We start from the raw sequence: 22827 nt of genomic DNA, 5'->3' as shown, positions 1-22827 counted from the left end.
CGTCTCTCCCGGTGTGCAGGTTTAGTTCGCGCCTGGGTTTCTCGTTTTCGCGTTCGGTGGGCGCTGGACCGTCGGGGTCGAGGTGGTCGTGGATACGTTGGCCGAGTTCGACGAGCCGGCGGGCGGGGTAGCTTTTCGCGTGTTCCACCAGGGAAGTCTCAGCGTCTTCGCGTTCTTTGATGTTGACGCGGGCGGGGAGTTTGTTGACGATGCCGATGATGGTGTCGATTTGGGAGTCCGCGAGCTCGCCTCGGCGCATGGATTCACTGACAATGCCAAGCTTGGGTGCGAGTGTTTCACCGGTGAGGGTTTCGCTGTTGCACAGGTTCAGGGCTCGTTTGAGACGTCGACCGGCTTCGGTGGGCGATAGCAGCAGGTTGTCTTGGAGCATGCCGATGGTGGTTTCGTGCCCGAGAGCCTTCCCGACCTTGTTCTCGTGAATAGCCGCGACAATATCCAGCACCCGCGCTTGCCGGCGCCGGACGTCCTGTTCAGCTTCGCGCAGCAGGTCGGCCAGTTGCCGGGGGCGACACATCCAGAGCTCTGGAGCGTTGAATTCCTCACCTGCGGCCATGACACTAATTCTACCGTCACCACTGACAGTTTGACCGCGTTTCGTCTATCAGGACATGCTCATTTTCTCAATGCCCCCAACAAAACGTAGAGCGCGCGCGTTCAACTAACGGGTACCGAGGCCCACGGGCGAGCGTGCTGTCGGATGTGTGCGCACTGACGGCAGTCGCGGCGATTCCGCTGCTGTTTGTCGTCGGTTGGCTGTCGTTGCCCCTGCTCGCTTTTCTCGCGTTGGCCATGGGGTTGAGCCGGGCACCGGGAATGACCGCTCAGGACGTGATGCTGCCGGACCTGGTCAGTGGCACCAGTATGCCGTTGGAAAGGGCCACCGGTGTCATCGACGGGGTGGTGCGCGCCGCTCGGCTGATGGGTGTTTCGGTGGCCGGCGTTCTGCTCGTACTGATCGGATCCGCGCGAGTTCTTTTCGTCGATGCGGCCACCTTCGCGGTTTCAGTCGTGCTGGTTGGCGTGGTTGTCCGGGTACGAGCGGAACGGCCAGCCGCCTGGAGCCTGCGCGGCCATGTTGACGAACAGCGAGCTGGATTCCGTTACATAACTGGGGATCGGTTCGTGCTAGCCCTGGTTTTGATGATTGCCGCTACGAATTCACTCGATGCCGGCTGGAGTGCGGTAGGCCTTCCGGTCTATGCGAGGAGCGTGCTGGGCGGCAGCGTGGCGCTCGGTTCGTTGGCGGCGGCTTTCGGCGCTGGTGCGGTCACCGGGTCGCTGTTGTTCAGCTGGCTGGGACCGTGGCTGCCGCGGTGGCAGACCTTCGCCCTCTGCTTTCTGCTCGCCGGAGCGCCACGCCTCGTTGTCGGTCTTTTGAGGCCGAGCCTGGTGATCATGGTCATCGCGACCTTTGTTCTGAGCGTTGGGTTTGGGACGCTCAACCCGATCATCGACACGGTTCTCTACGTACGAGTACTGCCGGAACTGAGGGCCCGGGTGTTCGCTGTGGTGAACGCCTGTGTGCTGGCGTGCGTTCCGGTCGGTGCGCTGGCGATGGGTGTCCTGGTCGACGGCGTCGGATGGTTCGGCGCGATCCTTGCCTGGGCCGCGCTCTACCTCGCGGCGACACTTTGCCCGCTCGTGTTCCGAGGCTGGCGGGAGCTGAACGCGGAGCAGGTGCGACCGCCGAGCCTTGTTAACTCCTGAGCCAGTCAGGCGTACGGGCGGGTCAGTGTGAGCGCAGCCAGTCGCGGAAGTGGGTGGTGGCCAGGTGGGCATCTTCGGGCGCGGTGAGTACGTCGCCCTTGACCGCGGCGAAGAGGCCGGCGGTCTCGTCGATGACGACGCGGCGGTTGTCGCCGGCCGCCTGGATGGCGATGCGGCCCAGCTCGTCCAGCGTAAAGACGTCAGGGCCACCGATGTTGCGGGTGCCCTGCAGTGCGGCGCCAGCGGCGACTTCGGCGACAGCGGCGGCGACCTCGGCCGAGCTGATGGGCTGGATCGGGGTGGTGGGTAGGCGTACGACGTCGCCGTCAGTGGTCCAGCTCATCGTCGGCTCGACGAACTCCATGAACTGGGTGGCACGCACGATCGAGTACGGGATCGGCCCGGCCTTGACCAGGTCCTCCTGCAGCGCCTTGGCTCGGTAGTAGGCGAGGTCGGGCACCTGGTCAACGCCGACGATCGACAGCGTCACGAGGTGCCCGACGCCCGCGGACTGCGCGGCGACCAGCAGGTTGGTCACCGACGTACGGAAGAAGTCGAGAGAGGCGTCGTCGAAGGTTGGCGAGTTGGTCAGGTTGACGGCAACCTCGGCGTTGCGTACGGCGTCGTCGAGCCCCTCCCCGCTGAGGAGGTCCAGGCCGGTGGAACGGGAGTGCCCGGCCACCTCATGGCCGGCCGCGGTGAGGTCGCGTACGACCTGGGAGCCGATGAGACCGGTGCCGATGACCGCGATTTTCATGACCTGCCCTCTCGTCCGGGCTTCGCCCGGCAAACTCGGATTCCTTGTGTCCGAGATCTTACTCGGACATATGTTGTCCGAGTCAAGGGGTGCAGGGAGTCACTTAGCGCGCTGCGAGAGTGTGCGGGTGGTTTTCGGCGGTGGCCGAAAATCTGGTGGCCGCTGGCGGTGGTGCGAGATCATCGCGGCATGACGGTGAATGGCCGGCCGCGGTGATGGCGTACGAACCGGTGCTGGAGCTCAGGCCGAATCGCCGGGCCCTGCGACCTTTCCTGTTCGTCGGCCCGATCGTGGTCCTGCTGGGATTGGTCGTCTCGGTGCTGGTCTCACTGCGCGAACCGATCGGCACTTTGCTGCAGGTGGTGGGAATCACGACAGCGATCACGGTGTCTATCGCTGCCTATCTCATGCGTCGGTTGTTGGTTCGCGGACCGGTCTTCGTCGCGGACCGGGCCGGTGTCCGAGCGTGGCGTCTCGGATTCGCTGGCGGAGAGCCGAAATCGCTGCGATGGGAGGACATCAGGGCGGTCGATGTCGCTGTCGTCGAAGGAATTGTCGCGCTGCGCGTGTGGCCGGCGTCTTCTTGGGCGACGCTGTCCCCGGTGTGGACGGCCGATGAGGACCGAGAAGCGAACGACGTTCGTGTCGGTCTGCTCGTGCCGGGCGACATCGGCGCCCGTACGCCCATGGACATCGTCGCCATCCTCACCGATCTCGCCGGCGAGCGCTGCCAGGTGCGTGTGACGAGCGCCCGATGACTCGGGTTAGGCGGGTTTCTTCCCGAAAATGTGGACGTGAGACCCACTTGCGGTCATCGAGTAGAGCTTGCTCGCGTCGCCGCGCAGGAGGTTGATGCAGCCGTGCGAGCCCGGGCTGTCACCCTCGTACAGATAGGTGGTCGTCTGGTGGAAGCCCATGTCTGCGTGGAATCGTTGCCAGTAGGGCAGACGGACTTTGAAGTACGACGAGATGGTCGACTTTTTCTTGTCCGCGACTGAGAAATGCCCGGGTGGGGTGGCGAGGCCGGCCCGTCCGGTGCGGATCGGAGTCGGCCCGAAAACCACCTTTCCGGCGCTGTGCACCCACATGGTCTGCGAGGTCAGGTCGACACAGACGGTGAACCTGTAGCTGCGGGTGTCACATTTTTCGAGGTTGGCCGCCGCGAGCCGGCGCGCAATGGTGCCGGTGACCTTGCCCGCGTAGCCCTTCGCCGGCATGATCCGGAACCGCTGCTGGAACTTCGCGATCGCGGCGCAGTCGCGCGCTGACTGCTTGCCGTCGACGCTGACGGCTCCGTAGCCGGAGTGGCTGTCCAGATAACGCTCGACTGCGGCTTGTGCCGGCCCGGTCTCGGCGCAGGACAGGCTCTTGGTGCTGGGAGCGCTGCTCGGGCTGGGTCGGGGAGCCGGACTGGGCGGCAGTTCCGGAGTAGCGGGAGTGTCGGGGGCCTCCGGTGTGATGCTGTTTTGCTGGGTTTCGGCGGAAATGGCCGGTCCGAACGGGATGACGCCGGTGGCGTACGCGACGCCCGCGCCGGTGAGAGTGAGTGCGACCGTGGCTGCCACTGCCAGGCCGATCACCGTACGACGTGCCATGTCCGTGCTCCTTCCGCTCCGACCCCACTGTCGGACTCGCAGAAGTAAGACGTACCAAAGTCAAGCAAGGTTGGCTCTCGCTTTGGTGATTCTTGAGTATTTCCCACTGGTTCTTACGTGGACCAGGTGTCGTGGGTCATGGCGTTGGTGGTTTCGTTCCAGAACCAGTGTTGGACGGCGTGGTTTTTGTCGGTGGCCCAGGCGTGTTGTTGGCGGCCGATGAAGGATGCCGTGGGGTCGGTGGTGATGGAGCCGGCGGCGGCCCAGCTGTCGTGCCGGATGGTGTCGTCTGCGGGGGTCCACCAGAAGTGTTGGAGGCTGCCGTCGGTGCCGCGGGCGAGGACGTGTTGTGCGCCAGTGTCGTCGACCATGATGGAGGGCCGGCCGGTGATGGCGGCGCTGGTGGCCCAGGTGTCGTGGGTCATGATGCTGGGGCCTTCGTCGAAGAACCAGTGCTGGAGACTTCCAGCGGAGTCGATGGCGAATATGTGTTGCTGGCGGCCGATAAACACCGAAGTCGGATCGCTGGCGATGGATCCGGCGGGCGCCCATGACTCGTGGCGGATGGTGTTGTCCGAGGGTGTCCACCAGAAGTGCTGCAGGCTGCCGTCCGTACCGCGGGCGAAGACGTGTTGTATGCCGGTGTCGTCGACGAGAATCGTTGGGCGGCCAACCAAGCCCGCGTTGGTTGCCCAGGTGTCGTGGGTGATGGTGTTTTGTGATTCGTCGAAGAACCAGTGCTGCAGGCTTCCGGAGGAGTCGGTGGCGAAGGTGTGTTGTTGGTCGCCGATGATGATGCTCGCCGGGTCGCCGGTAATAGATCCCGCTGGTGCCCAGACATTGTGGTTGATGACGGACGGCGTGGCGGAATCCCAGTACGCGTGCTGCAAACTTCCGTCGGAGCCGCGGGCCCACAAATGCTGCTGACCGTTGTCCGCCGCGTCGGAAGTGGGTTCACCAACAATGCTGGTCATCCAAATGTCGTGCGTGATTGCGTTGTTGACGGGATTCCAGAACCAGTGCCCAGCCGAACCAGACGCGTCATCGGCAAAGAAATGCTGCTGGCCATTGGCGATCACCATCGCCTGCGAGCCCTCGCCCGGTGAGACGGTGACAACTCCGGGCGGCGGAATGTAGCCCTCGATCCACATGTCCATGACGCTGCTGTACGTGCCGACCGCCGAGCCGTACGCCGGCGTGTTGTGGATGACGTGAGAAGTGCTGGCGAAATGCGCTTCGGTGCCGCTCTGTCCGCCCCAGTCGCCGCTGACGGTCTCGATCGTGCCGCCGCTGACGGCGGTCACGATCGCGACGTGGTGGATGCCGTTGCTGTCCGCCGACGTGTCGCCTTTGACGTTGGAGAACACCACCGCGTCGCCGACCGCCGGCGTGCTGGTGACGATGCCACGGCTCGTACCGTACGTGTAGAAGCTGCGCGCCAACGGGTTCAGGCCGGACAGGTCGGCGACGCCGGAGTTGGCCCACACCCATTTGGCGAAGTCGGCGCACCAGTATTCGGGCTGGCCGCCGTTTCCTGTGCAACTGGTGTAGAAGCTGTGCCCGCCCAGGCTGTTCGCCGCGCAGGCCATGCCGCCGACGTTCGCGTTGGCCAGGCTGGCGATGCCGGTGGAGGTGGTGGCGGCGGCTGGACTGGCCGTGGCCGACACCAGTAAACCGGTCATCAGCACCGAGAGAACGGCTAAGGCGGTCATTCGACCCCATAGCCGGTGATGGGGAGATTGCGCGTTAATTCCATGCATACCGGGCACTCCTCTGTCTTCTCATGACAGCGCCAAAAGCAGTGAAGACCGACTCGCTGTCACTGACCTTTCATCGACTGTCAGCGGCGGCGGCCAATGTCGTGCGGATTGCCGGGTGGGCGGCCCAGGGGCTTTGACCATCCCGGTTCGGCTGGTAAGCAACTGTCGTAGGCCTAACTACCTGTTGACCTGCGGGAAAAACTTGTCAAAACGACCCATTGGGCGGCGCCGGCGATGCAGCGCGAACCAGTGATTTCGGTGCGGTTGCTCGGGCAGTTCGAGCTGACCGTCGACGGCCGGCCGGTGCACGTGGCGGCCGGCCGGCAGCGTTGCCTGACAGCCGCGCTCGCCCTTTCGGCGGGACGGCCGGTGTCCAGCCACGCGCTCGCCGAATGGACGTGGGGTGAAGAGGCGTCCGGCCGGTCCCGGGCGGCCCTGCATACGTACGTCCGACGGCTTCGCCAGGTGATTGGCGCGAGCCGGCTGATCACCACCGCGGACGGCTACCAGCTGGATGTTTCCAGCGACTGCGTGGATGTTCTGCGGTTCACCGACCTGTTGAAGGCGGTCGACCGGGTGGCTGGCGACCGCGACCCGACGCAGGAGTTGGCACTGCTGCGTGAGGCACTCGCGCTGTGGCGCGGGCCGGCGCTGGCCGACATCGAGTCCGAGCGGCTGCGCGACGAGGTGGCGCCGAGCCTGCTGCTGGCCTGGATGCGGGCGGTGGAGCGACGGGCCGACCTGGATCTGCAGCTGGGCCGGCACGGCGAGGTGGTGGGTGAGTTGCGCGAGGTGACCCGCCGCTACCCGCTGCGTGAATCTCTGTGGGAGCGGCTGATTGTCGCGCTACACCGGTGCGGTCGTACGGCCGACGCCCTCGGTGTTTACGACGAGATGGCCAAAGCGTTGCGGACCGAGCTGGGGGTCGCGCCCAACGCGGCGCTGCGCGAACTGCGCGACTCGCTCGCCGTCCTTCATCCGCTCCGCGACCGTGGCCGGCATCCCGGCGTGGGCGGGCAGCAGGTGCCATGGCGGGTGCGCTGTCAACTTCCGGCTGATATCAACGATTTCGTCGGCCGCGGCGACCTCGTCGAGCAGCTCCAGCGACAGCTCCTGTCGGCGTCCGCGGGGCCGCCGGTGTTGGTGATCGCCGGGCTGCCCGGAGTGGGCAAAAGCGCTCTCGCGACCCGGGTCGGGCACCGGATGCGAACGGCGTTCCCAGATGGCCAGTGGCACGTCCGGCTGGACGGCGCCAGCGGGCATCCGGGTACGCCCGAAGACCTGCTCGCCGAGTTGCTGGCCACCGCCGGCCAGCCGGCCAACGAGCTGCCCACGTCGGTGTCCGGCCGGTCGGCCACGTTGCGCGCACTGCTCGCGGACCGGCGGGTGCTGATCCTGCTGGACGACGCGGCCAGCGCGGAGCAGGTTCGGCCGTTGCTGCCGGGTACGGCCGGAAACGCGGTGATCGTGACCAGCCGGCGCCGGCTGACTGGGCTGGAGGGCGCGCAGGACTGCGCGGTGCCGCCGCTGACGACCGTGGAGTCCAACGAGCTGCTGTCGTGCTGGGTGGATGCTGGCCGGCTGGCCGCCGACCTGGACGCGAGCCAGGCGCTGATCAGCGCTTGCGGCGGGCTGCCGCTGGCGTTGCGGATCGTCGGCGGGCGCCTCGCCGCGCGGTCGGAGGGCAACCTCGCCCGGAGTGGTCGCTGAGTGTCGTACTTCATCCCGCACTCGACGTCGAGTGCGGGATACAGTGCTGCGGTCGACGTGCTGGATATCCCACGGACGGTGAGATCACGCCTGGCAAGGCGATGACAACGTGGTGACAGCGGCGTAACAAGACGCGCGCCTACCTTGACTTGTCCTCTTCCGCTGCACCGGAGGGGCTCGTCGCGGGGCGGCGGGCGGAGCCGGGGAAGCGGGCGTTTTCCTGCCGTTCAACCCCGAGGGACCTCATGTCACGCAAGAGAACCACCGCGATGACCGCGATCGCGGCCTTCGCCGCATTGACCGCGGCCACCGCGCTGAGCGGGCCGGCCACCGCGGCCGGCGCCCAGCCACTGACCGCGGCGGAGGTCAGCGCGCTGACGATCGCCCCTGGCAACGCCAGCACCTCCGTGATCGTGCTTCTTCGCAATCAGCCGGGCGCAGCCGCCAGAGGCAGCGCGGCCGCGCTCAGCCGGGCCCAGGCGATCGCTGGCAACCAGGCGCCACTGGTCAGTGAGCTGACCCAGGTGCATGCCAAGAACCTGCGCCGCTACCAGTTGATCAACGCGGTCGCGGCGACCGTTTCGGCGGCCGAGGCGACCCGGTTGGCGGCGAACCCGAATGTCGCCCAGGTGCTGCCGGACCGGCTGCTGAAAGTGGCTCAGCCGGCCAAAACGCCAAGCCGCAAAGCTGGCAGCGCCAGCGGCACGGTGCCGGCCGGGACCTGCGCGCCAGCAGGGCAGACCCAGCTGGAGCCGGAGGGCCTTTCCACTACCAACACCGATTCCGCCGATCCGGCCGCGAAAACCGCACGGTCACTGGGATTCACCGGCGCCGGGGTCAAGGTCGGGTTCATCGCCGAGGGCATCGACGTGAACAACCCGGACTTCATCCGGGCCGACGGCAGCAAGGTCTTCGCCAATTTCCAGGACTTTTCCGGCGAGGGCGCGGCCGCGCCAAACGTCGACAGCGAGTCGTTCCTGGATGCCAGCGCGATTGCCGCGCAGGGCCGGCAGGTCTACGACGTACAGAACTTCAGCGCCGATCCGCTGCCCAGCACGTGTGATATCCGGGTCGAGGGCGTCTCTCCTGGTGTTTCGCTCTTCGGCTACAAAGTTCTCGGTACGAATGCCGAGTTCAGCGAGGCCAACTACATCCAGGCAATCGACTACGCGGTCACCACCGACCACGTCGACGTACTGAACGAATCGGTGGTGTTCCAGCCGGTTCCGGACGTGGCCGCGCTCAACGCGGTGGAACAGGCCAACGACGCTGCCGTACGCGAAGGTGTCACCATTGTCGGCGCGACCGGCGACGCGGGCACCAACAGCACCATCGACGTGCCCTCCACCGACCCGAACATCATTTCGGTGGGCGCCAGCACCGACTTTCGCTGGCAGGAACAGACCAACTACACCGGCGCGCGGCAGTTTTCCACCGGCTGGCTGAACAACAACGTCTCGGCGATCACTTCGGCCGGCTTCACCCAGTCTGGTCGTACTCTCGACCTGCTGGCACCTGGGGACGGCTCCTTCGCGGTGTGTACGCCAAATCTGGCGATCTACCTGGACTGCGCTGACTTCACTGGCAAAGCCTCCAGTGTGGTCCGTAGCGGCGGCACCAGCGCGGCGGCGCCTTTCGTCTCGGGTACGGCCGCGTTGGTCATTCAGGCGTACCGCAAGGGTCACGGCGGGGCGAGCCCGACGCCAGCACAGATCAAGCAGATCGTGACGAGCACCGCGCAGGACCTCACTGCGCCCTCGAACGAGCAGGGTGCCGGGCAGGTCGACGCGTACCGCGCGGTGCAGGCCGCGCAGGGCAACACCGGTTCCTCGGTGCTGGTGGACCAGAGCCAGCTGAACTCGGTGGGTGCACCGGGTGGTAAGCAGAATTTCACCGTGCACGTCACGAATACCGGCGCCAGCACTCAGACGGTCAACCTCAGCGGTCGTACGTTCGGGACACCACGGACCGTGGGCACCGGCACGGTGACGTTGAGCGACTCGGCCAGCGATCATTTCACCGACTGGAATGGCACCAACGACAATTTTGGTAAATTCACCTTCACAGTGCCCGCCGGCGTACAAAGACTGAAGGGCTCGATCGCCTTTCAGTCCGCGGCCAATGCTGGCGGCAACGGGCGCGTACGACTGGATTTGATTGATCCGACAGGCAAACTGGCCGCGAACTCGATTCCGCAGGCCATTGGGCCGGATGGCAACTACGGCAGCGCCGATGTGGTGCTACCGGCCGCGGGCATCTGGACGGCGGTCATGTTCAGTGCGGTGTCCACCTCCGGTGGCACCGTCGGACCGGTGAAATTCCAGGCGGATGTCGCGAACACCGCGGCTTTCGGCGCGGTCAGCCCAGCCACTATGACGTTGGCTCCGGGCGCGAGCCGGGCCGCGACGGTCACCGAAACCACGCCGGCCGGTGCGGGTGACTCCAGCGGCGCGCTGGTCGTGAATGGCAGTGGAGGGCAGCACAGCTCGCTGCCGATAATCATGCGCGGCCTCGTCCAACCGACCAGCGGCGGCGCTTTCACCGGCACCCTGACCGGCGGAAACAACTTCAACAGCGACGACGGCCAGGCGAACTACTACCAGTTCGACGTGCCCGCCGGTGTGTCGAACCTGAAGGCCAGCGTGAAGCTGACCAACGATCCGGGCGACACCGTGGAAACCCAGCTGGTGGCCCCGTCCGGTTACGCGGTGGGAAGTGGCAGCAACCAGCTGACCACGGCGTACAACCCGACCACTCGGGTCGGCACGTTCAGTCCGCAACTGGGCACCGACGCGTACGCACGAGCGCCGCAGGCCGGTCGATGGACCTTGGTCATCCGATTCCCGGGCAACGTTGTCGGCGACGAGGTGTCGCAGCCATTCACCGGCTCGGTCACCTTCAACACCGTGAAGGTCGACGGGTCCGCGGTTCGTACGGCAACGAAACGGCCGCTGGCCGCGAAAAACCCGGTGGGGATCACCGTTCCGGTGACCAACACTGGGACCCAGCCAATGAACTTCTTCCTTGATCCACGGCTGAACACGACCAGCACGCTGACGCTGGCGCCGGTCGAGCCGCAGACCAATTTCCAGTCTCCGTTGAATTCCTCGGAAAGCTCGCCGGCGTGGTTGGTGCCGACCGAGAGCTCGCAGTTCACCGTGACAGCGACCGCGTCGGCGCCGATCGGCCTCAACTACGGCCCGGAATCCGGTGATCCGGTGACTTTGTCGACCACCAACGGAACCACCGCGACCGGCTCGATCACCGGGAGTCCGCTGCCGAACGGCGTGTGGGCGGCCAACGTCGTACAGATCGGACCGTTCGCGGCACCGACCACCACGACGGCGAACCTGTCCGCGACCGTACGGGCCGCGCCCTTTGACGCGAACGTCGTTCCGGACGCGACCGATTTCTGGCAGACCTCGGTCACTCCCGCGACCTCGATGCACCTGGTCACCGTCCTACCTGGACAGACGGTGACGCTGACCGCGAACATCACTCCCACCGGGCCTTCGGGCACCACCGTTTCCGGCACGGTGTATGTGGATTCGCTGGTCGTGGGCAGCACTTCGACCGAATCCGGATTCGAATACAACGACTCGGGTAGCACCGAACCGGCCGGAGACGAGCTGGCGGCGATCCCGTACAGCTATACGATTAGCTAGCCAACTGACAGCACGCGAGGGATATGGCCCCTCGCGTGCTGTCCTTAATATCGTTTAGAAGCAGTGAACCGGTTGCGGATGCGCGGGATCCAATGCGTTGTCGACGAGGTCGTAAACGCCTTTGTCGTACGAGAGACTGGCGTGGTCGACGGCGTCGAACGGGCACGAGTTCTGCACCCACGTGTTCGTCACGCCAGGCTCGGCGATGAAGGCGGCCGTACCAGCCGGGGTGACCACGAATTCGTTCCTGGTCTCGATAATCGTGTAGCTGACCCCCGGCTGAGCGACCGGACCGGCGTTCAACGCGGTCACCACGGCGGAGCCCGGCACCTGGTCGCCGCAGGCCGGGCAGGCCGCGCCGATCACGTCGGTGATGCCGAAAGCCTTACCCAGCAGGGCAAGCCCGTCCAGAGTGGTGCCGTGGGTGGTCGGGGAGAGGCCAACGAAGCTGTGCACTTTGCTGGCACCGTTGAGATTCTTGAGGTAGTACTCGCCGATCAGGCCACCCTGGGAATGCCCGACGAGATCGACCTGAGCCGCGCCCGTACGCGATCGCACCTGGTTCACGAAGGTGCCGATCTGAGCCGCTGAGGTGGCGACCGCGCCAATGGTCTGGATGAGCGAGGACGGGCTGCCGCCAATCACCGTGCTGTAGACGCAGTAGCCGCGGTTCGCGAGCGTCGGGCCGAGGCCGGACCAGTCGTCGATCATGTTGCCGAAGGTGCCCGTAATCAGCACGACCGGCCGGGGGTGGGCCGCGCTGGGCTGGCACGACGACACGTTCACGCCGGCCGGCGACCCGGCCGGGTTCGGTGTCGAGGCGGCGATGCCCTGCCCGAGGTTCGCGAGCACCAGGTAGTGCGGAGCGGCGTTCGCTGGGGTGGCGGCGGCGAAAAACGCCGTTAGTACGGCCGCGAGTATTGCCACGGTCGCGAGAAAACGGTGGGTTCGAGCGGGCACGACAGCCTCCAGGCGGGATGGGGGTGAATCTGAAGTGGTGCCGTTTCAGAAATGTGGTTACCGGAGAGTAGACCTGATGTGGCCCAGACCACAAGACCCTGCTTCGTTGCTGATCACGTGCACTATCGGCCGCCCTGGTCCGGCGGCGCCCTCTAAGGTTGATCGCATGACTCAGCCCGGGCCGCAGCGCCAATACGCCGGACGGTCGGCCGCCGAGCGCCGCGCGGACCGGCGGAGCCGGCTGGTCGACGCCGGGCTGCAGATGTTTGGCACGGTCGGCTACGCGATGGCGCCGGTCGGGCGCATCTGCAAGGTCGCGAACCTGTCGACCCGGCAGTATTACGAGGAGTTCGGCAGCCGTGAAGCGCTGCTGATCACGGTGTACGACACGATCAACACCGAGGCGATCGAAGCGGTCGCAAAAGCGGTGGCAGCACTGGGAAATGCCACCTTGACGGCGCGGGTCGAGGCCGCTTTGCGTACGTACGCGCGAAGCACCGCTTCCGACCTGCGCAGCGCGCGCGTCGCGTACCTGGAAATCGTCGGAGTGAACCCGGCGATCGAGGCGCATCGGATGGCGTGGCGGCGTCGCTGGGTGACGCTGATCGGTGGGGTCCTGCAAGCCGCGATCGAGCGCGGCGAGATCGCGGACCGCGACTACCGGCTCGCCGCCGGCGCTTTTGTCGGCGCGGCCAACGGCCTGCTGCAGGACTGGTGCGCCACCGACGACCGCGCCCCACTGGACGACGTGGTCGCCGAGCTGTCCCGGCTCGCCGACGCGCTCACCCGCTAGCGCGCTCTGTCGAGCGGCCTTGAGTGGCCATCTGTCGGAAGCTGGCCGCTGCCAGTGGACTTGACATTCGTCATGGCCGAATGATGACAAGTGCTACTTGTTGGAATCGTTTTCCTTGACTAAAACGATGGACCATCCGGCGGCGGTCAGTCCGCGCATTCTCGGCACTATCGCACCGAAAGTCGAGGATTTCCCATGAAACTCAGAACAGCTCTAGCGCTCGCGATCGCCATCCCTTCGGTGGCCGCTGGGTTGGCGCTGCCATCGGCAACAGTCGCCGCCGCGCCGGCGGCACCCCAGCTTTGGGAAGTTGTGGGCGGTTTCGGCAGCCCGGATGCCTGCGACCGTTACGGCAGCGGTGGTGAGGCCATCGGCCGATGGCGAACGTATTACTGCGTGGAGGACGACCGGCCTCTCGGCACGGTTTGGGATCTGTATGCCGACGTCATCTAGATCGTAGAAGCCGGGATCCCAACACACTGCGTGGATCCCGGCTCCGCGAAACGGCCAACCCGCTGTCGTCATCAGGGCAGGATGCCTCTGTGTGTTCGGCTTTTAACAGGTAGTGCTACCTATTGTTCCAGCGCCTTCGGCCTGTCGGAATGAGGACACCCGTCCCGCACCACGCCTGACCGGAGGTTGTGCTCATGAGAAAGACCTTGCGCAGATGGGGTCTCGCAGCGATGACCTGCGGTTTCGCGGTCGTGCTGATGACCGCCGCACCGGGCACTGGGCTAGCTGCCAGCGCGGCACCCGCGCCGGCGGTGCTTGCCACCGACTTCCACGGCATCGTGGCGCTCTCCAACTGCTCGGGCTCGGTGGTGAAGACGCCGACCGCGGCACTCACCGACCCGGCGCTGGTGCTCACCAACGGTCACTGCATCGAGTCCGGATTTCCGCGGCCCGGCCAGGTGATCACCAATCAGGCGTCCAGTCGGACCTTCTCGCTGCTTTCCAAGAACGGGCAGTCCCGGCTCGGCACGCTGCGGGCGAAGAAGGTCATCTACGCGACGATGACCGGCACGGACGTGACCATCTACCAGCTGACCACGACGTACGCGCAAATCCAGCAGACCTACGGGATCGCGCCGCTGGAGCTGTCGGCCAGCCATCCCAGCGCCGGCGTGCACATCGATGTGGTGTCCGGCTATTGGCGGGCGATGTATTCCTGCAATATCGACGGATTCGCGTACGAGCTGCATGAGAGCGACTGGGTCTGGAAGGACTCGATCCGCTACACCTCGCCCTGTCACGTCATTGGCGGCACGTCAGGTTCCCCGGTCGTGGAGACGACAACGGGCAAGGTCGTTGGCGTCAACAACACCACCAACGAAGACGGTGAGCAGTGCACGCTCGACAACCCGTGTGAGGTGGACGCGGCCGGCGGGGTGACGATCCATCAGGGCATCGGCTACGCCGAGGAAACGTACGGCATCCCGGCCTGTCTGAAGGCCGGCAGCGAGATCGATCTGAACCAGCCCGGGTGCACTCTGGCCAGGTAGTAGTCATGCTGTAACGGCATGGCAGCGATGCGAAATCGTCGTTGGACGCATGGGTGTCTGGGTGGCTAGTTTCTCCTTCAGGTACCGATCAAGGAGAGACTTTGAAGCTGATATTGGACAATCCGGCGACCGTACCGGCACCGGTCGGTCCTTTCGCGCACGTCGCCCGCGTCGACGGCACTCTGCTCGTACTATCCGGGCAGATTGCCGTCGACGACGCGGGCGAAGTGGTCGCCCCCGGCGACATCACCGCCCAGGCCGAGCGAATTTTCGAGCTGATCGGCGGGATCCTGGCCGCACACGGCGCCGATTTCGGCTCGGTGGCACATATTCGTACGTTCATGACCAACCTCAATGACCTGCCCGGCTACGGGGTCGTAAGACGACGGCTTTTCCCCACGGATCCGCCGGCCAGTACGACGGTGGAGGTCAGCCGGCTGTTCCGGCCCGGCGCGCTGCTGGAAGTCGAGGTCACCGCGGTCGTGTAAGCCCCTGCTCCCGGGCTGGCCAGTGAAAGGGAAATGAAAGGCAGCCATGCCTACAGTGTCGCCGTCCGCGTTTTCTCTCGACAAACAGGCGGAGACACGATGAGGTCAACATTCAGGAAAGGCACGTCGCTGGCGTGTGCGCTGCTCGCGGCGGCGGCGATCATCGCAACGCTGCCAGTGCAGCCGGCCGCGGCGGATCCAGGTTTTTGCGGCGTACGCGTGCAAGGGCCCTATCCGGATCCCAATTCCAACCCGACCGGCGCCAACGGCATTTTCACGTACCTGGCGAAAAACAAGTGCTCGATCGGCTGGAGTTTCAAGGTCGTGTTCGTGCACGGCAGTGAGATTCCGTGCGCCTATATCGGCCCGTACGCGCTGCACACCTACAGCGCCATCTGGGCGGACGACTGGAATCTCGTTGTCTGCTGAGTCCGGAACCGAGTTGACCGCGAGCGTTTGGAGAAACGAGTCCCACATGAGCGCCCATCCTGTCCGGCCGCGGCGAATCGCGCGCCTGGCCATCGCCGGCACCGTCGCAACCCTCGCCGCTATCGCCCTCCAACCGGCCCAGCCGGCCGCCGCCGATCCGGGCTTCTGCGGAGTCCGGGTCGGACTGGAATCCGGTGTTGACATGAACATGATCTACACGCTCCGTAATCAGTGTCACCTGACCTGGAACTTCCGGGTGTTCATCCCGGCCGTCGGCCGCTATGCCTCGCCGGGCTGCCGGCCGGTCTCCGGCGGGACGTACGGCTCGTACACGGACTTCTACGCCGACGGGAACTGGCGGATCGAAGTCTGTTAGCCACACCCCCCCCTGCCTTTCTGTAGTCGAGTGACTACCGAAAGGCAGGGTTGGGTGTTGTTCGTGACGTCCGCCGCACGCATGGCGCCTTGACCGTGCCTGGATGGGATACTGCTAACAAACCATTCGTGCATCTGGTGAGAGGCGGCGCTGGTGAGCCGGACGCCGAGGCTGACCCAGCCCTGCTGACAACACCCGGGGGACATGCCTGTGCCTGCAACGTCGCTGGTCCGGTCCGACGCCACCCAAGCCCTGACGGCCCTGTTGAGCTCGCGGATCCTGGTGCTCGACGGGGCGATGGGCACGATGATCCAGCGGCACACCTTCAGTGAGCAGGAATATCGCGGCGAGCGGTTCGCCGACTGGCACCGCGATCTGAAGGGCAACAACGACCTGCTGTCGTTGACCCAGCCGGCGGTGATCGGCGCGATCCACCGGGCGTATCTGGACGCCGGCGCCGACCTCGTCGAGACCAACACGTTCAACGCGCAGAAGATCTCGCTGGCCGATTACGGCATGGAGGAGCTCGCGTACGAGCTGAATTTCGAGTCGGCGCGGCTGGCCCGGCTGGCGTGCGACGCGGTCACCCAGGCGACTCCCGACCAGCCGCGGTTCGTCGCCGGCGCGATGGGGCCGACCAACCGGACCGGGTCGATTTCGCCGGACGTCAACGATCCCGGCGCCCGGAACATCACGTACGAAGAGCTGGTCGACGCGTATTTGGAACAGGCGAACGGGCTGGTCGACGGTGGCGCCGACCTGCTGCTGATCGAGACGATTTTCGACACCCTCAACGCGAAAGCGGCGATCTTCGCGCTGGAAACGCTGTTCGAGGAACGCGGCCGGCGGTGGCCGGTGATGATTTCCGGGACGATCACCGACGCCTCTGGCCGGACGCTGTCCGGCCAGGTCACCGAGGCGTTCTGGAACTCCGTACGGCACGCTAACCCGCTGCTCATCGGCCTCAACTGCGCGCTCGGCGCGGCCGAGATGCGGCCGTATCTGGCGGAGGTCTCGCGGATCGCCGACTGCTTCGTCTCCTGCTATCCCAATGCCGGCCTGCCCAATGCGTTCGGTGAGTACGACGAGGCGCCCGACCAGACCGCTGCGATCGTACGAGAGTTCGCCGAGAGCGGGCTGCTGAACCTGCTGGGTGGTTGCTGCGGCACCACGCCCGAGCACATCGCGGCGATGGCGGCGTGCGTGGTCGGCGTGACACCACGGGTGCCGTCCGAGCGTGCGCCGGCCTGCCGGCTGTCCGGCCTGGAGCCCCTCACCATCGTCGACGAGACGCTGTTCGTGAATGTCGGCGAGCGTACGAACATCACCGGGTCGGCGAAGTTCCGCAACCTGATCCGGGACGGCGATTACAACACCGCGCTGTCGGTGGCCCGCCAGCAGGTCGAAAACGGCGCGCAGGTCATCGACATCAACATGGACGAAGGCATGATCGACGGCATCGCCGCGATGGACCGCTTCGTCAAGCTGATCGCCAGCGAGCCGGACATCAGCCGAGTGCCGCTGATGATCGACTCCTCGAAATTCGCCGTCATCGAAGCCGGTTTGCGGTGCGTACAGGGCAAACCGATCGTGAACTCGATCTCGATGAAGGAAGGCGAGGAGAAGTTCCGACGGGAGGCGTCGCTGTGCCGAAAGTACGGCGCCGCCGTGGTTGTGATGGCCTTCGACGAGGACGGCCAGGCGGACAACCTGGAGCGCCGCAAGGCGATTTGCGAGCGGGCGTACCACATCCTGGTGGACGAGGTCGGGTTCCCGGCCGAGGACATCATTTTCGACCCGAACATCTTCGCCGTCGCGACCGGCATTGAAGAACATGCCAACTACGGCGTCGACTTCATCGAGGCGACCCGCTGGATCAAGCAGAACCTGCCCGGCGCGCTGATCTCCGGCGGTGTCTCGAACGTCTCGTTTTCCTTCCGTGGCAACAACGCCGTCCGAGAAGCGATTCACGCGGTCTTCCTCTACCACGCCATCGCCGCTGGCATGGACATGGGAATCGTCAACGCCGGCGCGCTTGTCGTGTACGACCAGGTGGATCCGCGGCTGCGCGAGCGCATTGAGGACGTCATCCTCAACCGGCATCCGGACGCCACCGAGCGGCTGCTGGAAATCGCCGGTGAGTTCGCCGGCGACGGCAAGAAAACCGAGATCGTCAACGAGGCATGGCGAGAGCTGCCGGTCGACGAACGCATCACCCACGCGTTGGTCAAGGGCGTCGACGACTACGCCGAGACGGACACCGAGGAGTTGCGCGCGCTCATCGAGGCCCGCGGCGGCCAGCCGATCGAGGTCATCGAAGGCCCGCTGATGGCCGGCATGAATGTCGTCGGAGACCTTTTCGGCGCCGGCAAGATGTTCCTGCCGCAGGTGGTGAAATCGGCGCGAGTGATGAAAAAGGCCGTCGCGTATCTTATTCCCTTCATCGAGGCCGGAAAGTCGCCCGAGGACGCCGGACGCAGCAACGGCACGGTCATTATGGCGACCGTGAAGGGGGACGTACACGACATCGGCAAGAACATCGTCGGAGTCGTCCTGCAGTGCAACAACTATGACGTGATCGATATGGGCGTCATGGTGCCGGCGCAGAAGATTCTCGACGCGGCCAAGGAAAACGACGCCGATGTCATCGGCCTGTCCGGGCTGATCACGCCGTCGCTGGACGAGATGGTCACCTTCGCCGCCGAAATGGAACGCCAGGGCTTCGACATCCCGTTGTTGATCGGTGGCGCCACCACTTCCCGCGCGCACACCGCGGTCAAGATCGACAAGAAATACCACGGCCCAGTCATCTGGGTGAAAGACGCTTCGCGCTCGGTGCCGGTCGTCGCCGCGCTGCTTTCCGGCGACCAGCGACCGGGACTGCTGGCGGACGTACAGGCTGACTACGACTCGCTGCGTGAGCGATACGCTGCCCGCAGCGAGGCCAAAGTCATCCTCCCGATCGCCAAGGCGCGGGAAAATCGAACGCCGATCGACTGGACTGGCTATCACCCGCCGCGGCCGCGCATGCTGGCCCAGCAGGCGCCGGACGTACACCACGACGACGAGCGACCGCTCCGCTCGGCTACCCAGTTCGTCAAGACCTTCCACGATTACTCGCTCGCGGAACTGCGCGAATACATCGACTGGCAGCCGTTTTTCAACGCGTGGGAGATGAAGGGGAAATACCCGGACATCCTTAACAATCCCGCGTCCGGTGAGGCGGCGCGCAAACTGTGGGACGACGGGCAGCAGATGCTTGACCGGCTCATCGAAGAGAAGTGGATCAGCGCCTCGGGCGTGATCGGGCTGTTCCCGGCGAGCATGGTCGGCGACGACGATATTGAGGTCTACGCGGACGAAACCCGCGCCGAGGTGCGTACGACCCTGCGTGAGGTGCGCCAGCAGTCCGAGCACCGCCCGGGCGTGCCGCATCGGTCGCTCGCCGACTTTGTCGCGCCCAAGGAGACTGGATTGCACGACTATGTCGGCGCTTTCGCGGTCACCGCGGGACTGGGCATCACCGACAAGATCAAGGAATTCAAGGCCGCGCTCGACGACTACAGCGCGATTTTGCTGGAGTCTCTGGCGGACCGGCTGGCCGAGGCCTTCGCCGAACGGCTGCATCAGCGCGTACGCACCGAATTCTGGGCGTACCAGCCGGATGAGTCGCTTGACAACGAGTCGCTCATCAAGGAGAAATACGTCGGCATCCGGCCGGCTCCGGGCTACCCGGCCTGCCCGGAGCACACCGAGAAGCAGACGATCTGGGAGCTGTTGGACGTCAAGACCAACACTGGCATCGAGTTGACCGAGAGCATGGCCATGTGGCCTGGCGCCTCGGTCAGTGGCCTCTACTTCTCGCACCCGCAGTCGCAGTATTTCGTGGTCGGCCAGATTGGCCGGGACCAGGTCACCGACTACGCGGCCCGCAAGGGCCTGACCGTCGCCGCGGCCGAGAAATGGCTGTCGCCCAACCTTGGCTACCGCACCGACGACGAGTAGTTTTTGGCGCCCGAAAGGGCAAACTCCGTGGACCTCGGCTGAACGGCGAGAGCGCCACCCTTACGCTGCAAGTAAACCGGCGGCGAGAGGGTGGCAGTGGAACTGGGTCGAGGCGCTAACACGGCAGTGTCGGGCACCAGCCTGCGGATCGGGGTAGCCGGTGCCAGCCAAGGTACGGTCGATCTGTTTGTCTTGCAGTTGACCGAAAATCGGCGGGTGCGTACGGACAACGACTTGGTGTTCTTCAATCAGCCGGCCTCCCCTGAAGGCGCGGTCCGGCTCACCGACGGCAGCACGGTCGACATCAACCTCGGCCAAGTCCCCGCGGAGGTGGACATGTTGGCCGTCGCGGTTTCGTTGGACGACTCGGTTCCCGGCTCGTTGGCCACCGTCCCGTCGCTAGGCGTCACCGTCTCCGGCGTGGGCGATCCCGTACGCGCGATGGCCGGTGACCTGTCGTCGGAGCGGGCCGCGTTGCTCGTGGAGGTCTATCGCCGGGCCGGCGGCTGGAAAATCCGCAACGTGTCCCAGGGCTGGGCCGCCGGACTGTCAGCGGTGTTGCGGGAGCACGGGATCGACGTGGCGGAGTCCGGCAGCGAACCGCGTACCGCTCCTGGCGAGGAGAAGCTCTCCCTGAAAAAGAAGGAAAAGCTCGACCTGCGCAAACGTGAGGTGGCGAAGGTCCTGCTGACCAAGCAGGCAGCGGCCGTGCGAGCGCGGGTTGTGTTGGTGCTGGACAAGACCGGGTCGATGGGCTCCGCGTACGAGGATAAGGTGGTGCACCGGGTCGTCGAACGAATGGTCCCGGTGGCCGTACAGTTGGACGAGGACGGCACGCTGGAGGCCTATCTCTATGCCAACAACTTCCTGAAACTGCCCGATTTGCGGGTAGGTGAGTTGGAGACCTGGCCGCAGCGTTTCCTGCACATGGAAGACATGCATGAGGGTCTCGACTACGACGCGATCGGTTACACGAATGACGAGCTGCCGATCATCGCGGAGGTGCTGGCCAGCGCGAAGCAGTCACCGTTGCCGACCCTCGTACTTTTCTTCACCGACGGCGGATTCGTGGAGGAAGACGAGATCGCGGAGCTGATGGTCCGCGCTTCCCACGAGCCGGTTTTCTGGCAGTTCGTCGGGATCGGCGAGGCCGACTACGGCGTGTTGGAGAAACTGGACGAGCTGCCTGGCCGATTGGTCGACAACGCCGGCTTCTTCGCCCTCGACGATGTGGACAAGGTCTCCGACAGCGAGCTTTACGAACGGGTGCTGGCCGAATTTCCGGCCTGGCTGCAAGCTGCTCGTACGGCAGGCATCATTCGCTAGTGTCCTCCTCACCGCGCGTCGGGTTTGTTGGGCTTGTGCTGCCGTTTACCTTTGTCCGAGACAGACTTCCGAGGGTGAGGGGCGCGCGTTGCCTGACAGACGGGTTCATCGGCATCAGAAGTTCCGCCCGGACGAGGCTGAATACGCGGCCGCCATGCAGGAGTTGCGCGACCGCGACCGCCTGATGAACGACTTCCTTCGCGCCAGCCTGCGCTGGGTCGCGGATGACCCAGAGGCGGCCTTGGCGGCACTCGCCCCCTTGTGGCCGACCCCTCGCCCCCGCGGCCGCCGCCCCATGTCGGCCACCGACGAGCCCCCACCTCGGTGACAAACGGATTCGCTGTCAGCACACCGATGTTCACTACCAAAACGTCAAGTTCGCGGCGGCGGGGTTGTACGAGGTTTGTCGTTCGGTTCGTGGGTGTCGATGCCGTACAACGTGCGAGCGCTAGACAGGGAGGGCGAGCTTTCCTCGAAGAAGGAGTCGGCATTGATCCAGAGTAAGAACCTCCCTCACATTCGCTCCCTAGTGACCGCCTGCACTGGCCTGCTGGTGACGGCTGCACTTCTCCTTAACCCGGCCGGCGCGTCAGCATCTCCGGCCGCCACTCACGTCGCCGCAAGGCCGGCCGCAGTGACGCAGCCGATGTCACCAGCGGATGAGTGCAGTACGGCCGAATTGCCGCCCGGGGCCTGTCTTTTCCCTGGAAAGATCAGCTGGACCAACTTCAGCTACGTCCAGTCAGCCAATGCCGAAATCCGGCTGACGCTTTATGCCGGTCAGTGGCTGGTGGTCAAGCCGAGGTCGACCGGTGACATCGTCATTTGGAATGCTCCCCAGGTCGGCAGCAACGGCCGCCGGGCGAGCTTCCAGTCCGACGGGAATCTGGCCGTCTACAACAGCGCGAACCAGGCGCTGTGGGCATCCAACACCTCGGCCGGCGGCGAGGCGAACGTGCTGGACATCCAGAACGACCACAACGTGGTGATTTACCAGTACACCGCGCTCGGCTACCGAGTGCGCTTCGCCACCAACACCAACGGCAGGTAAGAACACCCAAGATGGCCCATGCATCAGCGTGGGCCATCTCGGCTTTACGGGGAGGGTGATGTTTGTAGGCGAGACGCTCCCATAATTCATTGCATCGTCACTCGACAAATCCGGTGAAAACCTCGCCCGGTAGCCTAACAAAAGTGACGGTAGCGGTCGATACGAATAAAACGGTCATTGAATGGTTAATGGCTCACGGCGTGCCGTATCGTCGGCAATCGGTGCGTTGATAAAGAATATTTGACTCCCTTCCTACTGACAGATGGCATCGCGGTGGGCTACCGTCTCGTTGCTACTTGTCGCGGGGGCAGGAAGGACAAATAGAACATGGCACGGGGGATTCGCGGGATACATCTGCGTCGCGAACGGTGTTCGCTGATTCGTTTACTTCATTTGTCCAGGCCGCGCGCAGTGGCTGGTGTGGCCGCCTTGGTGGTGGCGGCTGGTGTGCTGCCGGCGTGGGGCGCGCCCGCTGCGGCGGCGCCGGTGGCGGTTCCGCGCAAGCCCGCGGCGGCGGTGCCGTTGTTGGATGAGGCGGCGGCCGCGGTGAGGGCGAAGGCGACGGCCGCGCCTGTTGAGGTGTCGGCGTTGACGAATGAGACGCGGTTGGTGACGGCTAATCCGTCGGGCAGTTTCACGTTGACGGAGAATGCCCGTCCGGTACGCGTGCATCGTGGCACGA

The 22827-nt window shown here is 65.2% G+C and carries 20 protein-coding genes; 14 read left to right on the top strand and 6 right to left on the bottom strand.

Features of this window, described 5'->3' with window-relative positions; translation table 11 throughout:
* On the bottom strand, window positions 1–574 hold a 574-nt coding region (locus ABD301_RS05605), incomplete at its 3' end, for a DUF222 domain-containing protein (protein ID WP_344307764.1).
* Between the two features lie 134 nt (window positions 575–708).
* Between ABD301_RS05605 and ABD301_RS05600 the strand changes: the two genes are divergently transcribed.
* Complete coding sequence (locus ABD301_RS05600; protein WP_344307762.1) at window positions 709–1728, top strand: MFS transporter; 1020 nt, start codon at window positions 709–711, stop codon at window positions 1726–1728.
* A 22-nt stretch (window positions 1729–1750) separates the two neighbouring features.
* Here the strand turns inward: ABD301_RS05600 and ABD301_RS05595 are convergent, their stop codons facing one another.
* Window positions 1751–2485: an SDR family oxidoreductase gene (locus ABD301_RS05595; protein ID WP_344307760.1), complete on the bottom strand. Its 735-nt coding sequence runs from the start codon at window positions 2483–2485 to the stop codon at window positions 1751–1753.
* Between the two features lie 140 nt (window positions 2486–2625).
* Between ABD301_RS05595 and ABD301_RS05590 the strand changes: the two genes are divergently transcribed.
* Window positions 2626–3243: a hypothetical protein gene (locus ABD301_RS05590; protein ID WP_344307758.1), complete on the top strand. Its 618-nt coding sequence runs from the start codon at window positions 2626–2628 to the stop codon at window positions 3241–3243.
* A gap of 6 nt (window positions 3244–3249) precedes the next feature.
* On the opposite strand, the gene ABD301_RS05585 is transcribed toward ABD301_RS05590, so the two are convergent.
* Window positions 3250–4080, bottom strand: coding sequence for a L,D-transpeptidase family protein (locus tag ABD301_RS05585; protein ID WP_344307756.1), 831 nt, complete (start codon window positions 4078–4080; stop codon window positions 3250–3252).
* A 113-nt stretch (window positions 4081–4193) separates the two neighbouring features.
* Window positions 4194–5792: a DUF8189 domain-containing protein gene (locus ABD301_RS05580; protein ID WP_344307754.1), complete on the bottom strand. Its 1599-nt coding sequence runs from the start codon at window positions 5790–5792 to the stop codon at window positions 4194–4196.
* A gap of 282 nt (window positions 5793–6074) precedes the next feature.
* Between ABD301_RS05580 and ABD301_RS05575 the strand changes: the two genes are divergently transcribed.
* On the top strand, window positions 6075–7550 hold the full coding sequence (locus ABD301_RS05575; RefSeq protein ID WP_344307752.1) for an AfsR/SARP family transcriptional regulator: 1476 nt from the start codon (window positions 6075–6077) through the stop codon (window positions 7548–7550).
* A gap of 245 nt (window positions 7551–7795) precedes the next feature.
* Entirely contained in the window at window positions 7796–11215 is a 3420-nt protein-coding gene (locus tag ABD301_RS05570) for a S8 family serine peptidase (protein WP_344307750.1), read from the top strand.
* A 54-nt stretch (window positions 11216–11269) separates the two neighbouring features.
* Here ABD301_RS05570 and ABD301_RS05565 read toward each other — a convergent pair whose 3' ends face one another.
* On the bottom strand, window positions 11270–12175 hold the full coding sequence (locus ABD301_RS05565; RefSeq protein ID WP_344307748.1) for an esterase/lipase family protein: 906 nt from the start codon (window positions 12173–12175) through the stop codon (window positions 11270–11272).
* A gap of 166 nt (window positions 12176–12341) precedes the next feature.
* On the opposite strand from ABD301_RS05565, the gene ABD301_RS05560 reads away from it, so the two are divergent.
* The 10 genes from ABD301_RS05560 (at window position 12342) to ABD301_RS05515 (ending at window position 22145) form a co-directional block, all read left to right on the top strand.
* Window positions 12342–12968, top strand: a complete 627-nt coding sequence (locus ABD301_RS05560) for a TetR/AcrR family transcriptional regulator (protein WP_344307746.1) — start codon at window positions 12342–12344, stop codon at window positions 12966–12968.
* Between the two features lie 195 nt (window positions 12969–13163).
* Entirely contained in the window at window positions 13164–13421 is a 258-nt protein-coding gene (locus ABD301_RS05555) for a hypothetical protein (RefSeq protein WP_163572175.1), read from the top strand.
* A gap of 194 nt (window positions 13422–13615) precedes the next feature.
* Entirely contained in the window at window positions 13616–14470 is an 855-nt protein-coding gene (locus ABD301_RS05550; RefSeq protein WP_344307744.1) for a S1 family peptidase, read from the top strand.
* A 101-nt stretch (window positions 14471–14571) separates the two neighbouring features.
* The gene (locus ABD301_RS05545; RefSeq protein WP_163572174.1) at window positions 14572–14958 is read left to right on the top strand and encodes a RidA family protein; all 387 of its coding nucleotides are present in this window, start codon (window positions 14572–14574) and stop codon (window positions 14956–14958) included.
* A 99-nt stretch (window positions 14959–15057) separates the two neighbouring features.
* Window positions 15058–15387: a hypothetical protein gene (locus ABD301_RS05540; protein ID WP_163572173.1), complete on the top strand. Its 330-nt coding sequence runs from the start codon at window positions 15058–15060 to the stop codon at window positions 15385–15387.
* 46 nt (window positions 15388–15433) lie between these two features.
* Entirely contained in the window at window positions 15434–15763 is a 330-nt protein-coding gene (locus tag ABD301_RS05535; protein WP_163572172.1) for a hypothetical protein, read from the top strand.
* Between the two features lie 210 nt (window positions 15764–15973).
* The gene (metH, locus tag ABD301_RS05530) at window positions 15974–19768 is read left to right on the top strand and encodes a methionine synthase (protein ID WP_425551890.1); all 3795 of its coding nucleotides are present in this window, start codon (window positions 15974–15976) and stop codon (window positions 19766–19768) included.
* A 90-nt stretch (window positions 19769–19858) separates the two neighbouring features.
* On the top strand, window positions 19859–21094 hold the full coding sequence (locus tag ABD301_RS05525) for a vWA domain-containing protein (protein WP_344307737.1): 1236 nt from the start codon (window positions 19859–19861) through the stop codon (window positions 21092–21094).
* A gap of 88 nt (window positions 21095–21182) precedes the next feature.
* Entirely contained in the window at window positions 21183–21422 is a 240-nt protein-coding gene (locus ABD301_RS05520) for a hypothetical protein (protein ID WP_163572171.1), read from the top strand.
* A 201-nt stretch (window positions 21423–21623) separates the two neighbouring features.
* Entirely contained in the window at window positions 21624–22145 is a 522-nt protein-coding gene (locus ABD301_RS05515; protein WP_163572170.1) for a hypothetical protein, read from the top strand.
* 389 nt (window positions 22146–22534) lie between these two features.
* Here ABD301_RS05515 and ABD301_RS05510 read toward each other — a convergent pair whose 3' ends face one another.
* Complete coding sequence (locus ABD301_RS05510) at window positions 22535–22783, bottom strand: hypothetical protein (protein ID WP_163572169.1); 249 nt, start codon at window positions 22781–22783, stop codon at window positions 22535–22537.
* Window positions 22784–22827 lie beyond the last annotated feature (44 nt).

This window comes from Fodinicola feengrottensis (assembly GCF_039530045.1).
Taxonomy (GTDB): Bacteria; Actinomycetota; Actinomycetes; order Mycobacteriales; family HKI-0501; genus Fodinicola; species Fodinicola feengrottensis.
This window is presented reverse-complemented; position numbering and strand designations above follow the sequence as displayed.

Excerpts from the sequence above, each read along its gene's own strand:
- ABD301_RS05540 (WP_163572173.1), top strand. The coding sequence starts at position 15,058 with ATGAGGTCAACATTCAGGAAAGGCACGTCGCTGGCGTGTGCGCTGCTC.
- ABD301_RS05550 (WP_344307744.1), top strand. The coding sequence starts at position 13,616 with ATGAGAAAGACCTTGCGCAGATGGGGTCTCGCAGCGATGACCTGCGGT.
- ABD301_RS05570 (WP_344307750.1), top strand. The coding sequence starts at position 7,796 with ATGTCACGCAAGAGAACCACCGCGATGACCGCGATCGCGGCCTTCGCC.
- ABD301_RS05595 (WP_344307760.1), bottom strand. The coding sequence starts at position 2,485 with ATGAAAATCGCGGTCATCGGCACCGGTCTCATCGGCTCCCAGGTCGTA.
- ABD301_RS05555 (WP_163572175.1), top strand. The coding sequence starts at position 13,164 with ATGAAACTCAGAACAGCTCTAGCGCTCGCGATCGCCATCCCTTCGGTG.
- ABD301_RS05560 (WP_344307746.1), top strand. The coding sequence starts at position 12,342 with ATGACTCAGCCCGGGCCGCAGCGCCAATACGCCGGACGGTCGGCCGCC.
- ABD301_RS05585 (WP_344307756.1), bottom strand. The coding sequence starts at position 4,080 with ATGGCACGTCGTACGGTGATCGGCCTGGCAGTGGCAGCCACGGTCGCA.
- ABD301_RS05575 (WP_344307752.1), top strand. The coding sequence starts at position 6,075 with ATGCAGCGCGAACCAGTGATTTCGGTGCGGTTGCTCGGGCAGTTCGAG.
- ABD301_RS05580 (WP_344307754.1), bottom strand. The coding sequence starts at position 5,792 with ATGACCGCCTTAGCCGTTCTCTCGGTGCTGATGACCGGTTTACTGGTG.
- ABD301_RS05535 (WP_163572172.1), top strand. The coding sequence starts at position 15,434 with ATGAGCGCCCATCCTGTCCGGCCGCGGCGAATCGCGCGCCTGGCCATC.